The sequence below is a fragment of the Pauljensenia sp. UMB0895 genome (assembly GCF_030218905.1).
Classification (GTDB): domain Bacteria; phylum Actinomycetota; class Actinomycetes; order Actinomycetales; family Actinomycetaceae; genus Pauljensenia; species Pauljensenia turicensis_A.
In genome coordinates this window covers 99342-114173 of record NZ_JASOQR010000001.1, presented here as the reverse complement: position 1 = coordinate 114173, position 14832 = coordinate 99342, and the positions used below count along the sequence as shown (strand labels likewise).

13 protein-coding genes are annotated in these 14832 nt (G+C 58.6%); all 13 read left to right on the top strand.

Annotated features, from left to right (window positions below; all coding sequences use genetic code 11):
- Positions 1–233 precede the first annotated feature (233 nt).
- Positions 234–2069: a phosphoenolpyruvate carboxykinase (GTP) gene (locus tag QP503_RS00525; protein ID WP_103632485.1), complete on the top strand. Its 1836-nt coding sequence runs from the start codon at positions 234–236 to the stop codon at positions 2067–2069.
- Between the two features lie 158 nt (positions 2070–2227).
- Complete coding sequence (locus tag QP503_RS00520) at positions 2228–3217, top strand: AAA family ATPase (protein ID WP_103632484.1); 990 nt, start codon at positions 2228–2230, stop codon at positions 3215–3217.
- Between the two features lie 50 nt (positions 3218–3267).
- Positions 3268–4161, top strand: a complete 894-nt coding sequence (locus QP503_RS00515) for a DUF58 domain-containing protein (RefSeq protein ID WP_103632483.1) — start codon at positions 3268–3270, stop codon at positions 4159–4161.
- Positions 4151–4621, top strand: a complete 471-nt coding sequence (locus QP503_RS00510; protein WP_103632482.1) for a hypothetical protein — start codon at positions 4151–4153, stop codon at positions 4619–4621. The genes QP503_RS00515 and QP503_RS00510 overlap by 11 nt, the downstream gene beginning before the upstream one ends.
- A complete protein-coding gene (locus QP503_RS00505) occupies positions 4618–5637 on the top strand; it encodes a vWA domain-containing protein (protein WP_103632481.1) in 1020 nt (339 codons plus the stop codon). Before QP503_RS00510 ends, QP503_RS00505 begins: the two co-directional genes overlap by 4 nt.
- Before the next feature lies 1 nt (position 5638).
- Positions 5639–6715, top strand: a complete 1077-nt coding sequence (locus QP503_RS00500; protein WP_181002134.1) for a vWA domain-containing protein — start codon at positions 5639–5641, stop codon at positions 6713–6715.
- Positions 6705–7802, top strand: a complete 1098-nt coding sequence (locus QP503_RS00495; protein WP_103632479.1) for a hypothetical protein — start codon at positions 6705–6707, stop codon at positions 7800–7802. The genes QP503_RS00500 and QP503_RS00495 overlap by 11 nt, the downstream gene beginning before the upstream one ends.
- A 123-nt stretch (positions 7803–7925) precedes the next feature.
- Positions 7926–9257, top strand: a complete 1332-nt coding sequence (gene purD, locus QP503_RS00490) for a phosphoribosylamine--glycine ligase (protein WP_006680300.1) — start codon at positions 7926–7928, stop codon at positions 9255–9257.
- 25 nt (positions 9258–9282) lie between these two features.
- Positions 9283–10194, top strand: a complete 912-nt coding sequence (locus tag QP503_RS00485) for a phosphoribosylaminoimidazolesuccinocarboxamide synthase (RefSeq protein WP_006680299.1) — start codon at positions 9283–9285, stop codon at positions 10192–10194.
- A gap of 75 nt (positions 10195–10269) precedes the next feature.
- Positions 10270–10536 (top strand): phosphoribosylformylglycinamidine synthase subunit PurS, encoded by a 267-nt coding sequence (gene purS, locus QP503_RS00480; RefSeq protein ID WP_006680298.1) that lies wholly within the window; start codon positions 10270–10272, stop codon positions 10534–10536.
- Positions 10533–11240 (top strand): phosphoribosylformylglycinamidine synthase subunit PurQ, encoded by a 708-nt coding sequence (gene purQ, locus QP503_RS00475; RefSeq protein WP_006680297.1) that lies wholly within the window; start codon positions 10533–10535, stop codon positions 11238–11240. The genes purS and purQ overlap by 4 nt, the downstream gene beginning before the upstream one ends.
- A 103-nt stretch (positions 11241–11343) precedes the next feature.
- Positions 11344–13716, top strand: coding sequence for a phosphoribosylformylglycinamidine synthase subunit PurL (gene purL, locus QP503_RS00470; protein WP_006680296.1), 2373 nt, complete (start codon positions 11344–11346; stop codon positions 13714–13716).
- A gap of 284 nt (positions 13717–14000) precedes the next feature.
- Complete coding sequence (locus QP503_RS00465) at positions 14001–14804, top strand: CDP-alcohol phosphatidyltransferase family protein (RefSeq protein WP_006680295.1); 804 nt, start codon at positions 14001–14003, stop codon at positions 14802–14804.
- Positions 14805–14832 lie beyond the last annotated feature (28 nt).

Below are 14832 nucleotides of genomic sequence, written 5' to 3'. Positions count from 1 at the left end.
CCTCCTGAGGATTGGGGATGCGTTCCAAAACGCACTTACAGATTAAGGCACTCGAGGCGTTCAGATGAATGAAGGAAGACGAACGGATACCGACGCGCCACGTTTGTGAAGTGTTGCACACATGCTCACGGGACTTATCGCCCGCGCATTTTCCTCCACTATCTGGGATTATGGAACACGTAGAACAGGGGCGCACCCGTCGCCCTGGAATACCGAAAGCCTCAGGAGGCAAAATGTCCGTGACCGAACAGGATGTGCGAGCAGCAGCTCCGTCCAACGCTCCAGAAGACGTTCTCGCATGGGTTGCTAAGATCGCCGCGCTGACGACGCCTGACGCCATCGAGTTTGCCGATGGTTCGCAGGAAGAGTGGGATCGCCTGACCTCTCTCATGGTTGAGACTGGCATGTTCACCAAGCTCAACGAAGAGAAGCGTCCGAACTCCTTCCTTGCTCGCTCCAAGCCCTCTGACGTTGCACGTGTCGAGTCCCGTACGTTCATCTGCTCCGAAAAGGAAGAGGACGCCGGCCCGACCAACCACTGGGCAGACCCGACCGAAATGAAGGCCATCCTCAAGGAGAAGTTCACCGGCTCCATGAAGGGCCGCACGATGTACGTGATCCCCTTCTCCATGGGCCCGCTGGGCGGTCCGATCTCGCAGCTCGGCATCGAGATCACCGACTCCCCCTACGTTGTCTGCAACATGCGCATCATGACCCGCATGGGCACGGCTGCAATGGACCTCATCGCTGAAGGTGCAACCTGGGTTCCCGCCGTTCACTCCGTGGGCGTTCCGCTCGAAGAGGGCCAGGTTGATGACAACTGGCCGTGCAATGACGAAAAGTACATCACCCACTTCCCCGAGACCAACGAAATCTGGTCCTTCGGCTCCGGCTATGGTGGCAACGCCTTGCTCGGCAAGAAGTGCTTTGCTCTCCGTATCGCTTCGACCATGGCTCGCCGCGATGGCTGGATGGCAGAACACATGCTCATCCTGCGCCTGACCCGCACCGAGACCGGCCAGCAGTTCCACGTCACAGCTGCGTTCCCGTCAGCATGTGGCAAGACCAACCTCGCTATGCTCCAGCCGACCATCCCGGGTTACACCGTTGAGACCGTCGGTGACGACATCGCCTGGATGCGCCCGGGTCCGGATGGTCGCCTGTACGCAATCAACCCGGAAGCCGGCTTCTTCGGTGTTGCACCGGGCACCTCGTACGACACCAACCCGATGGCTATGGACACCATGCGCGCCAACTCCATCTTCACCAACGTCGCACTGACCGACGATGGCGATGTGTGGTGGGAAGGCATCGACGGCGAGGTCCCGGCACACCTGATCGACTGGCACGGCAACGACTGGACCCCCGAGTCCGGCGAGAAGGCTGCTCACCCGAACAGCCGCTTCACCGTCCCGGCATCGCAGTGCCCGATCATCTGCTCCGACTGGGAAGCACCTCAGGGTGTTGCCATTGACGCCATCCTCTTCGGTGGCCGTCGCGCCACCAACGTCCCGCTCGTTGCAGAACAGTACGAAGCAGCACACGGCGTCTTCATCGGCGCATCCGTTGCTTCCGAGGTCACCGCAGCAGCAACCGACGTCAAGGCCGGCTCGCTCCGTCACGACCCGTTCGCAATGCTCCCCTTCTGTGGCTACCACATGGCTGACTACTGGGGTCACTGGCTCGAGATGCAGGCAGAGCTTGGCGACAAGTTCCCGAAGGTCTACCAGGTGAACTGGTTCCGCAAGGACGAGAACGGCAAGTTCATGTGGCCGGGCTACGGTGACAATTCGCGCGTCCTCGACTGGATCGTCCGTCGTGCCGCTGGCGAGGTTGAGGCAATCGACGGTGTCACCGGTCGTTACCCGAAGTTCGAGGACTTCAACCTTGATGGTCTCGACATTGACGAGTCCGTGTGGGCCAAGCTCTTCGCGATCGATCTCGACGCATGGACCGCTGAGATGGACGACACCGAGGAATACTTCAAGAAGTTCGGTGACAAGCTCCCCAAGGAGATCACCGAGCAGCTCGCGAAGTTCCGTGAGCGCATCGCAGCAGCTCGCGCCTGATTTCAGGTAGCGCTCTAGCGCACGCGATCTATACCGGTGGTCGGACCCGATGGGTCCGACCACCGGGCTTTTATATGCAAACCGTGTTCTCGGTGGCCTGCGATAAAATTTGGGCATTAGCCCTAAGAAATACACACAATCGAGTGGGGAGGCCAACGGTGGCACCAACTATTTCCGCTGAAGAACTTGAAAAGGCTGGGGAGCTTTTAGGGCGAGTCTCCGACATTTTCTCTTCGAAAGTTGTCGGCCAGCACGACCTCAAGCGTGCACTGATGGTGGGTCTGCTGACTCGTGGTCACATCCTGATCGAGTCCGTCCCCGGCCTGGCGAAAACGACTGCCGCCCAAACGCTTGCCTCCGCTGTCTCCGGTTCGTTCCGTCGAATCCAGTGCACACCTGACCTGATGCCTAACGACATCGTCGGTATGCAGATCTGGAACCAGGCAACCGCAGAAATGACCACTCAGCTTGGTCCTGTCCACGCAAACTTCGTGTTGATGGACGAAATCAACCGTTCCAGCGCGAAAACCCAGTCCGCGATGCTTGAAGCAATGGCGGAATATCAGACAACGATTGGTGGCGTGAACTATCCGCTTCCCCAGCCGTTCATGGTGATGGCCACCCAGAACCCGATCGAGGAAGAAGGCACGTACGTTCTTCCCGAGGCTCAGATGGACCGCTTCCTTTTGAAGCAGGTTATTACATACCCCCAGCCACGCGAAGAACTTGAGATCCTGTCTCGCATTGAGTCTGGCCAGATGGCGCAACCCGCTACGGGTGAGCCGATTTCGATTGAGGAGCTGGTGGGTCTGCAGGACACCGTTCAGAAGGTGTTTGTCCACGACACGTTGAAGGGCTACATCGTAGACTTGATGAACACGACCCGCGGTTCCGGGCCCGTTCCGTTGCCAGCGTGGGCAAATCATGTGCGGGTGGGTGCGTCTCCGCGCGGTGGTATTGCGTTGATGCGTGCCGCTCAGGCCATTGCGCTCCTTGAAGGTCGTCATTTTGTTGTTCCCGACGATGTGAAGGCCATGCGTTATTCGGTGCTCCGCCACCGCATTATCCGCACGTTCGATGCGTTGGCTGACGATGTGTCGGTTGAAGGCCTGATTGATGCTGTCTTCAACGCTGTCCCTGTTCCGTGAGCCCCGCTTCATGTTATTTCGGTCGAATTCTAGGAAGCTGATACGCTGTCATGCCCGTTCGTAGTCGCGAGATCCACGCGTTGTCGTCGCGTGCGCGCTTGCCGATCATGCGCAAACTGCTGTCCATCATGGATGGGCAGCATTCCGGTGCGCGTCCGGGCCGTGGCTGGGATTTTCTTGATCTTGCCGAATATCATGCGGGCGATGACGTCCAGGATATTGATTGGGCTGCGACCGCTCGTACAGGGCAGGCGATTATTCGTCGCTATGAGTCGACGGCTAACCTGCAGGTTGTCCTGCTGGTCGACACGGGGCGTTCGATGGGGGCGCTTGCTCCATCGGGCGAGCCGAAGATTGATGTTGTCGCCAGTGCCTGTGAGGCGATCGCATGGTTGGCGGTAGCGCGTGGCGATCAGTTGGGTGCGATTTCAGGGGATAGTCAGAAGATCACGATTTCCCCGGCGCGTTCAGGTAATGCCTACGCGGAGATGCTTCTGCGACGGCTCAGCCCGACGATCACGCTTGAAACACCCGCGTCGAATGTGACGGCGCTTCTTGAGCGAGCGTGTGTTGCGATTCGTCGTAGGTCCCTGATTGTTCTGGCAACGGATTCGCTCCAGCCTGAGCCAGGTTCGCAAGCGGATGCAGTCTTAGCGAAGCTGACGCGCAAACATGCGGTGATCGTGGTGTCTGTGAATGATATGAATCCGATGGACTTGCCGAAGGGAACTCGCATTGTCGATGTCGATCAGGGGCCGTTGCCGGATTTCCTGTTGGGTGACACGCAGTTGGCTGACCAGGCGAAGTTGATCGTGTCGGCTAGGCGTCAAGAGGTCGCGTCCCTACTGGATCATCGCGGTGTGATCCGAGTGTCGGTTTCGGGCTCGAAGGACGTGCCGCGTGCTCTGATGAGCGCCCTCGAAAGGGGGATTCGTGTCAGGTAACATTCTGGACGGTGTTCGCGAGCCGGTCGTGTATCCCGAGTGGATGTGGGTTGCCGGTCTCATTCTGTTCCTCGTCATCGTCGCGTGGATTGTGGCGTGCCTTGTCCGCTGGTGGAAGTCGGATGCGAATCGTCCGCGGGGCCTGCGTGATCTGAGCGCTGAGCAACGTCGTGCATACCGTGACAATCTTGTGCAGATCGAAGCGAATTTCTTCGCCGGAGAATGGAACGAATCCGAGGTTCACTTGGCGGTTGCGGGCTTGATGCGCGCGCTGGGGACCGAGCGGACGGGGCGCAATCTTGAGTCCGCGACGGTCGCTGAGATTCGCGCGCTCGTGCCGATGTGGCCGGCGTACGTGCATCTGATGGAGCGCTGCGTCGAACCCTCGTTCTCCGGCCAACCGACGCGCAAGTGGGTGTCGACGCTTCTTGAGTCAGCGTTGAAGGTGATCGATCAGTGAAGTTCACCTTTTTCGTTGTTCTCGTTATCGGAGCCGCCCTGGTCGCGTTGGTCGTTGGGTGGAGGCGTGCGGCCTCGTCCTCTATCGCGAATGATTCACGAGGCTGGGTGGCGCATTCCGGCTATATCTCAACGTTGCCCGGCTTTAAACGCCTGGTCAGGCGTAGTCGCATCATGCTTGCGGGCGCGATTGTCTTTTTGAGCTTGGGCATTGTCGGCGTGGCATTCAGTGCCGGGGCACCCATTGATCGCGTGATCCAGGATGAGAAGACGGCGTCACGTGACATTGTTTTGTGCCTGGATACGTCGGGGTCGATGATCCCCTACGACGGGAATATCGGCGATGCTTTTTCGCGGATTGTTCAGCATTTTGCAGGCGAAAGAATCAGCTTGAACCTGTGGAATTCTCGCACGTTGGTGAAGTTCCCGCTGACGAACGACTACGACCTTGCGGTGTCTGAGCTCGACGAGATGAGCCGAATCATGAAGGAAGGCTACCTGGGTGAAAGCGCCGACGGCGTGTATGTCACGCAGGAGCTGATTGACTACACGGCGGCGACCCTTGACGACGAAGAAGAAGCCGCGTCGCTTGCAGGCGACGGCTTGGCGTCGTGTGTGCTGAGTTTTGACCACTCCGGCGAAGACCGTTCACGTCTGATTCTTTTTGCCACGGATAACGAGATCAACGGTCCGCAGATTTACACGCTTGCTCAGGCGTTTGATTTTGCTCATCAGCAGAACGTTCAGGTGACCACCCTGTATCCCGGGGATGGTGACCTGCTGACCACCGAGGGTGAAGAACTGAAAGAGCTGACCGAAGACAACGGCGGTGTCTTCTATGATGCCTCCGACGCTGCGAGCGTCCAAGGGATCATCCAAGAAATCGAATCTCTACAGCGCATCGAATTGTCCGAGCATGCGAAGGTTCTTGAGATCGATAAGCCGGCTGGCTTCCTCAGTCTTGCCGCTGTTGGCATTATCGGGTTCCTCGGTCTGCTTGCGATCGGGAGGCTCTGACATGTTCTTCCGTCCCGTGTTTTCTTTAACAGCGTTCATTCTTGTGGCGCTTGTTGGATTCGCGCTGGTCCTGCTTGGGCTGAAGCGAGGTACGCGCACATCGAAACGTGAAGCCGCCAGACGTGCCACGATCGTTGCTCTGTTGGTCTTTATGATGGCGGGCCCCTCCATTCCTGGCAAGGCAAGTGACGTTGGCTCGGCGGCCGAAGCGTGGATTGTCATCGACCGGACAGGATCGATGGCGGGTGAAGACTGGGATGGCGATCGGCCTCGAATCGAGGGCGTCAAACAGGACGTTCAGACCATCCTTGATGCAATGCCGGGTGCTCGCATCACGATCATGGTCTGGGATTCGAATGTCAGCACGGTTCTCCCTCTGACGACGGATCGGGATGCTGCCGACAGCTATCTGACGAACCTGCGTCAGGAGCTTTCTGACTCGTCCCACGGGTCGACACCGAATCGTCCGGCTTCAGCTCTTTTCAGTGCGCTGTCTGACGCTGAAGAACAAGATCCGGACGCAATCCGTGGGCTTTTCGTCTTCTCTGACGGGGAAAGCTCGAATGAAGACGTCTGGAGTCCCATCGACGACATGAGTACGTCTTCGTGGGGGTTGATGAGCCGATACGTCGACGGTGGTGCGATCATCGGGTACGGCACGAAAGAGGGTGGGCCGATGAAGGTGCGTCGCCTGACGGGTGACGCGCAGGAGCGCGGATACACCGAAGACTCTCAGTCGGGCGATCAAGCAGGTGAAGTGGTCGAAGACGAGTACATTCGCGATGGTTCCGAGCCGGATTCTCCGATCGCGATTACGCGCATTGACGAGGACGCCTTGAAAGACATTGCCGAGCAAACGGGGCTGACGTACATCCACTCGCCGGCAACTGCCGAGGTCAAACAGGCTGCGTCGACTCTGGATGAAAATTCGCAGGTAGTGGCCACTCAGCGAGCCCAAGTGAAGGCAGCACGCTACCTGATTTGGCCGTTTGCCCTGTTCTTGGGCGGAATGCTTCAGTGGGAAACCGCGATCGTTGCAGGTAAAGCCCGAAACATGAGGAGGGCTCGTGCCATCTAAGAAGAACACCCGTAAGGCGAATAAGTACGAGGTCGCGCTTCCCTTCGGTGGGCGTACTGCTGGTGATCCTGAACGCCAGCCTGTTCCGGCAAAGCGGGAGCGAACAAAGGAAGATCTGCGCAGACTCCTGAGGTCTACGCCCCTCATTGTCGTTGCTAGCCTGATTGCGTCGTTCCTTGTGGGGCTTCCCGTCTGGTCTCATCACACGCGAGACCAGTGGCGGGCGGGCGAGTACACCCAGGCAACGGGCGAGTATTCAACGCAACGTACGTTGACGACCTACGGGCCAGAGTCATGGGTGGCGCATTACAACGTGGGCACGTCTCTTTTGAAAGAGGGCAAAGCAGGTCAGGCACTCAGCGAATTGCAGATTGCTCTTGAAGGCGTCCCGAAGGCTACACAGGACGAAGAGGGGCACATTCAAGCCTTCTCTTACGAGTGTCAGGTGCGTATTAACACTGCTCTTGCGCTCGAGGTATTGGGCGACCAGGCGACAGAATCCGGCAAGGGTGATGAAGCGGATCAGAATTACCAGCAGGCGGATGAAATGCTTGTTGCGTGCACTCTTGATTCCCGGCCGCAAGACCCGTCGGATCCGCAGGATCAGTCCTCCGGTGGCCGAGGGGGCCAAGGTGGCGATCAAGGTCAGTCTGGCGATTCCGACCAATCGAGTTCGTCGCAGTCCGGTTCGTCTTCGGATAACGAGGCCGACCGGCAGGGCGGAGACTCTCAGCCTGACCAGGGGTCGGGTGACGGATCTGCTGATCAGGAAGAATCTTCCCAATCTGAGCAGGCAAGTAGGGCTCGCGAGCGCTTGAAGAATAAGCGTCAGCGCGCACAAGGTAAGCCGGATAAGTCGAATAATTCGCAGAGCAGCGACTCTTCGGGCCAGAGTTCTTCCGGTGGCGGTCAAGAACAGAGTCAGCAGGGTGATTCGTTGGACCAGGAGGGCGATGAAGAATCGAAGCCATTGACCCCAGAAGAGCAACGTCGTCAAGAAATTGAACGTCGATTGCGTCGTAGCACTGACGTTGATGAAGATTCGTCTGCGACCACTCGGACCGGCGATTCGAATGGCGCATGGTAGGTCGGATCCGGCCTCGTCAATCACGAAACTGGGCGGCGCGGAAGGTGGATTCGTGGCACGTCCCACGTCGGGAGGAATTGGACGAGTGTCGCGCCAGCTCGCAAACATCGATAGGCTGAAGCCATGAAGGTCCTCTTAGTGGGAAATGGGGGGCGCGAGGTCGCCCTCGCCCGAAACCTCGTACGTACTGCATCTTCATCTGATCCGGTTGAACTGATTGTTCAGGCGGGTAACCCGGGGCTTGAGCCACTGGGGCAATCACTTGTATTTAACCCGCTGAATCCGGATGATGTCGCTGTGCGCGCGAAGGGTCGCGGAGTGGACCTGGTTGTTGTTGGCCCTGAGGCTCCTCTTGTCGCCGGCGTCGCTGACGCTGTGCGCGCTGAAGGTATCCCGGTTTTTGGCCCGTCGAAGGTTGCTGCTCAACTTGAGGCGTCCAAGGCATTCGCTAAAGAGGTCATGGAAGCAGCTGGTGTTCCGACCGCTCGCGCTTTCACCTGCCGTACGACCGAAGAGGTCGAGGCTGCGTTCAACGCATTCGGCGCTCCCTACGTGGTGAAGGATGATGCGCTTGCCGCTGGCAAGGGTGTTGTGGTGACTGATGATCGCAATGTGGCGCTTGCTCACGCAACCACCTGCCTGAACCGTGAAGATGGCGTTGTCTTGGTTGAGGAATACTTGGATGGCCCCGAGGTCTCTCTGTTCTGCGTCAGCGATGGCACGACTGTTGTTCCGCTAGTTCCCGCTCAAGACTTCAAGCGTGTTGGCGACGGAAACTCCGGTCCGAATACGGGTGGCATGGGTGCGTACACGCCGCTTCCGTGGCTGGATGACTCGGTTGTCGACGAGGTCGTGAAGACCGTTGCTCAGCCGACCGTTGACGAGATGGCTCGTCGCGGAACCCCGTTCGTGGGGCTGCTTTACTGCGGTCTGGCAATGACGTCGAAAGGTATTCGCGTCGTCGAATTCAATGTTCGCTTCGGTGATCCTGAGACGCAGGTTGTTCTTGAACGCCTCGATTCGTCACTTGCTGACCTGCTCTACGCCGCGGCGACTGGAACGCTTGCTCATTTGCCTGCTCCCATCTGGTCCCCGGATGCGGTGGTCACGGTTGTGATGGCATCGGGTGGCTACCCGGACACACCCGATACCGGACATGAAATCACAGGCATTGAGGACGCGGAAGCTATCGACGGCGTGCATGTTATTCACGCGGGTACTCGTTTTGAGATCACATCTTCGGCGGAGGAGGTTGCACTGGGGTGTTGCGGGTTCGAACCCGACGAAATGCTGGTGAATTCCGGTGGGCGTGTGCTGGACGTCGTGGGACGCGGCGCAACCGTTGAAGAAGCCAGAGCCAAGGCCTACGAGGGCGTCGATTGGATCAGCTTCGCTGGTGAGCATCACCGTAAAGACATTGCAACCTGGCCGGCCGAGCTAGACGCTAAGAACTGAACTGAATAGAGACGGAGGACGCGTAATGGCTGCTATGGAACTTCCAGGATGGAAACATGTGTCCTCCGGCAAGGTGCGTGACATCTACGCGCCCGCCGATCAGGAAACACCTGACCGTCTTCTTCTGGTGACCTCGGACCGCATCAGCGCTTACGACTACATTCTGCCGTCGGAAATCCCCGGAAAGGGCAAGGTGCTGAACCAGCTTGCTCTCTGGTGGATGGAACAGCTACGCGACGTGATTGAAAACCATGTCATCACTGCTGAAACTGATGCCACAGATCCTTTGAGCGTTCCGGCTCCCCTCGTCGGTCGATCAGTGGTTGCCAAGGCTCTGAATATGATTCCGATCGAGTGCGTCGTTCGCGGATACCTGACGGGTTCCGGCTTGGTCGAATACAAAGAGTCGGGCACCGTTTGCGATATCGCTCTTCCCGAGGGTCTGGTTGAAGCCTCGCGCCTCGAAACCCCGATCTTTACTCCCGCTGCCAAGGCGGAACTGGGCGATCACGACGAGAACATTTCCTTCGGACGCGCAGCTGAAATGGTCGGCGAAGAACTTGCGTCTCGCCTGCGCGACGTTTCTATCGCCCTGTATGAAGGTGCTCGCGAAATCGCTGCCGAGCGCGGTGTCATCATCGCCGACACCAAGTTTGAATTCGGGCTGGATCCCGCAACAGGCAACCTGGTCCTGGGCGACGAAATCCTGACCCCTGATTCCTCGCGATTCTGGCCCGCCGACCAGTGGCAGCCCGGCCAGATCACCCCGAGCTTCGATAAACAGTACGTTCGCGACTGGCTGACCAGCGCCGAATCCGGATGGGACAAGAAGTCGGGAGAAAATCCGCCCGTCCTTCCAGAATCCGTTGTGACCGCAACTCGCGACCGTTACATCGAAGCGTTTGTTCGCCTGACCGGCGAAGAACCGACACTATAACCATCACCACCAATTAAGCGGGTCAAGCCCGTCACCCAACACGCGGAAATTCCGCACGCACAATAGGAGGACGCCGTGGGGCGAATCATCGTGGAAGTGATGCCGAAGCCGGAAATCCTGGATCCCCAGGGTAAGGCAGTGGGATCTGCACTTCCGAGGCTTGGAATCACAAGCTTTGCTTCTGTTCGCCAGGGCAAGTGCTTCCACCTGACGGTTGACGGCCCGGTCACCGAGGAACTTCTCGCGGATGCCCGCAAGGCAGCTGAAGAGGTTCTGTCGAACCCGATCATCGAAGATGTCGTCCGCGTCGAGGCGCTGGATGAAGGCGAGGCCACCAAGTGACCCGCATTGGTGTTGTTACCTTCCCGGGCACCTTGGATGACCGGGATGCTGCGCGCGCCGTCCGCCTTGCCGGTGGCGAGCCCGTCGCTCTCTGGCATAAGGATGCCGACCTGCACAGCGTTGACGCGGTCGTCATCCCCGGTGGTTTCTCCTACGGCGACTACCTGCGGTGTGGCGCAATTGCTGCGACTGCTCCCGTGATGGGTGAAATTGTCGAGGCAGCCGGTAAGGGTATGCCCGTTCTTGGCATCTGCAATGGCTTCCAGGTTCTCTGCGAAGCGCACCTGCTTCCCGGCGCTCTGATCCGTAACGATCATCAGAAGTTCTTCTGCCGCGACCAGGAACTGCGCGTCGAAAACGCCGATACCGCGTGGACACGTGCGTTTAGCGCTGGCGAGCACTTCACGGTTCCGCTGAAGAACGGTGAAGGCAACTTCCAAGCCTCCCCGGCTGAGCTGGAGCGTCTCGAAGGTGAAGGCCACATCGTCTTCCGCTACATCGGCCTGAACCCGAATGGTTCCGCGGACGATATTGCTGGCGTGACAAATGCTGCGGGCAATGTCGTTGGTCTGATGCCACACCCCGAACACGCGACCGAAGCGGGCTTTGGTCCGCTGGCCACGAAGGATGGCGTGCACTCCGGACACGGTGGTACCGAAGGCCTGAAGATCTTCCAGTCCGCCCTGATGGGATTAGTGGGGTAATCCGACGTGTGGCCTCGTGAATAGATACGAGGCCGCGCCCGCTGAATTTTTCACGAAACGTTCATAGACGCGAACCGAAACGTGCGTAACGAATGGAGCAGGTATGACCGCGAAGGTCAAAGCAGAGAATCCTCGGGAATTGCCGGATACGACAGAAGATGCGGCCGCAACCCCCACGAAAGATATGCCCTGGAAAGAACTGGGCCTGAAGGAAGACGAATACGCCAAGATCTGCGAGATATTAGGTCGTCGCCCCACGAACGCTGAGCTGGCGATGTACTCTGTCATGTGGTCAGAGCACTGCAGCTACAAGTCATCGAAGAAGCACCTCGCTGAGCAGTTCGGCGAGCGCACCACCGAAGAAATGAAGCGCCACCTGTTGGTCGGCATGGGGCAGAACGCTGGCGTCGTCGACATCGGTAACGGGTGGGCGGTTACCTTTAAGGTTGAGTCGCACAACCATCCGTCGTTCGTTGAGCCCTACCAGGGTGCTGCAACCGGCGTCGGCGGTATTGTCCGCGACATTATCTCCATGGGCGCGCGCCCGGTCGCCGTCATGGATCAGCTACGTTTCGGCGCGGTTGACCACCCGGATACCCCGCGCGTCGTTCACGGTGTGGTTTCCGGCGTGGGTGGCTACGGCAACTGCCTCGGCCTGCCGAATATCGGTGGTGAAACTGAATTTGACCCGTCCTACCAGGGCAACCCGCTGGTCAATGCACTCTGCGTCGGTACCCTGCGTCACGACGACATTCACCTGGCAAACGCAACCGGTGAAGGCAACCTGGTTGTCCTCTTCGGCGCGCGCACCGGCGGTGACGGCATCGGTGGCGCATCGATTCTGGCGTCCGAAACCTTCGAAGACGGCATGCCCGCCAAGCGTCCCTCCGTGCAGGTCGGTGACCCCTTCATGGAGAAGGTCCTCATCGAATGTTGCCTCGACCTGTTCAAAGCGGACGTCGTTCAGGGTATCCAGGACCTCGGCGCCGCAGGTATTTCCTGCGCCACCTCCGAGCTGGCCTCTAACGGCGATTCTGGTATGCACGTCGACCTTGAGAACGTGCTGTTGCGTGACCCGACCCTGACCGCAGGCGAAATCCTGATGTCCGAGTCGCAGGAACGCATGATGGCGATCGTGACCCCCGAAGATAAGGAACGTTTCTTCGAGATCATCAACAAGTGGGACGTCGAGGCGTCGATCATTGGCACGCTGACCGGTGACGGTCGCCTGACCATCGACCACTTCGGACACCGCATCGTCGACGTTGACCCGAAGACCGTTGCCCATGACGGCCCGGTCTACGACCGTCCCTACGCCCGCCCAGCATGGCAGGACGAACTGCAGGCGAACACGTCCGCATCCCTGAAGCGTCCCGAAACTGGTGGAGAACTGCTCGCGGATATCAACGCGGTGATCTCCAACGTTAACCAAGCCTCTAAGGCTTGGGTCACCGACCAGTATGACCGCTACGTGCAGGGCAACACCGCTCTTGCTCAGCCCGATGATGCCGGCGTTATCCGCGTCGACGAAGAAACCGGTCTCGGCGTTGCCCTGGCCACCGACGCAAACGGCTGGTATACGAAGCTCGATCCTCGTGAAGGTGCGCTACAAGCACTCGCGGAATCCTACCGAAACGTCGCCATCGTTGGTGCCGAACCGGTCGCGATTACCGACTGCCTCAATTTCGGTAACCCCGAAGACACCGACGCCATGTGGCAGCTGGTTACTGCAATGACGGGTCTGGCCGACGGCTGCATCGAATTGGGCGTGCCCGTCACCGGCGGTAACGTGTCACTCTACAACTCATCCGGTACCGAGAAGAACCTTCCGACCTCGTCGATTAACCCGACGCCGGTTGTGGGTATGCTCGGCATCATGAAGGACGTGACGCGCGCGAACCCGTCCGGCTTCACCGAGGAAGGCCTGGCAGTCATTCTGCTCGGCCAGACTCAAGAGGAACTCGACGGTTCCGCGTGGGCACGTATCTGCCACGATCACCTGGGCGGTCGCCCGCCGAAGGTGGATCTGAAGGCTGAAGTTGCCCTCGGCAACGTGGTCCGTGCCCTGTCCGAGGCCGATGGTCCGGATGGTCGCCCGCTGATCCGCTCGGCACACGACCTGTCGAACGGTGGCTTGGCACAGGCTCTCGTTGATTCGGTGCTCCGCTTCGGAATTGGCGGTGCCTTCGACCTGACCGGTGCACAGGGTCAGAACGGTCTGAGCGACTTCGACATGCTCTTCTCCGAGTCGCAGGCACGAGCGATCATCGCCGTTCCTGAAGGTGCACTTGACGCGGTCTACGCTGCCTGCCAGGCAGAAGGCATTGACTTTGCTCGCATCGGTACGACCGGTGGTGACATGCTGGTTCTTCACGGCTCTGATCTGCTCGCTGACTCGGGAGAGTCTGTTGGTTGGATCGCCGACCTGGACGACCTTCGCGCTCAGTCAGAAGCTGCCCTGCGAGACCGATTCTGAAATACGACTGAACTCATACGGCCCGGGGTGGGTGCACAAACCGCACCCACCCCGGGTCTGTGTTGTATTGGTATACCGTTAATGCGATGGTGCCCGGACTAACACCGACAGTGAGCATCGCGAGGAATGAATGAGAAAAGAGACGAGAGTCTCGCCTTGCTTATGATTCGTTTTGGGGGTAGCCCTGATTCTTCCCTGAACACCGGCGTGATCGCTACACTTTGTCGACGTGAAGGGTGAAACTGGTTCCAGTTCATCCCAAAAACGACTGACTGGAGCATGACGTGACCACTGGTATGACGAATACGGCGGAGAATTCCGATCACAATGATTCTTCATTACCTGCCCCAACTCCCACAACAGGCGAATGTGGACCCGCTGGTATTAAACGAGTTATCGCAGCTTGGGCAGTTCATGGTCTGACCATGTCGGGCCTTGTCTTTGCCTGCCTCGCGGCCGTCGCGCTTGTTGAAGGTCAGATCAAACTGATGTGGCTATGGCTGGGCATCTCCATGATCGTCGACGGCGTGGATGGCACGTGTGCACGTAAAGCCTGCGTACGCCAAGTGATCCCGTGGTTCGACGGGTCGGTTCTGGATAACATCATCGACTACATCACGTGGACGTTCCTGCCGGCAGTATTCATGTACCTTTACCTGCCGTTTGGTCCGAAGTGGGTTGCGATGCTGATGGCGATCGTCGCAACCGTGTCCTCGGTGTTCTGCTACGCCAACGATGGGGAAAAGTCGAGCGACAACTACTTCGTCGGCTTCCCCGCAGCCTGGAACATCGTTGCCGTGACGATGTACATTACCCAGTCGCCGGCGTGGATGAACGTCGTGACAACGCTGATGCTGGCGGTATTGACCTTGGTTCCCCTCTATTTCACGCATCCGATGCGAGTAGAGAAGAACCGCACCTCGAACATCATCGTCACAGTCATCTGGATTGCCGTCACCTGTTTCATGGTCGCAGTCTTCCCCACTATCCCGATGTGGGCGAACATCATCTTCTGGATTTCATCCGCGTGGTTCCTCTTCACCGGGTTCGTGCGCACCTATCAGGGGCCCGCCGTTTCTGCGAAGTGACTTCAGGGCAGTGAGATCAGCCGAGTGA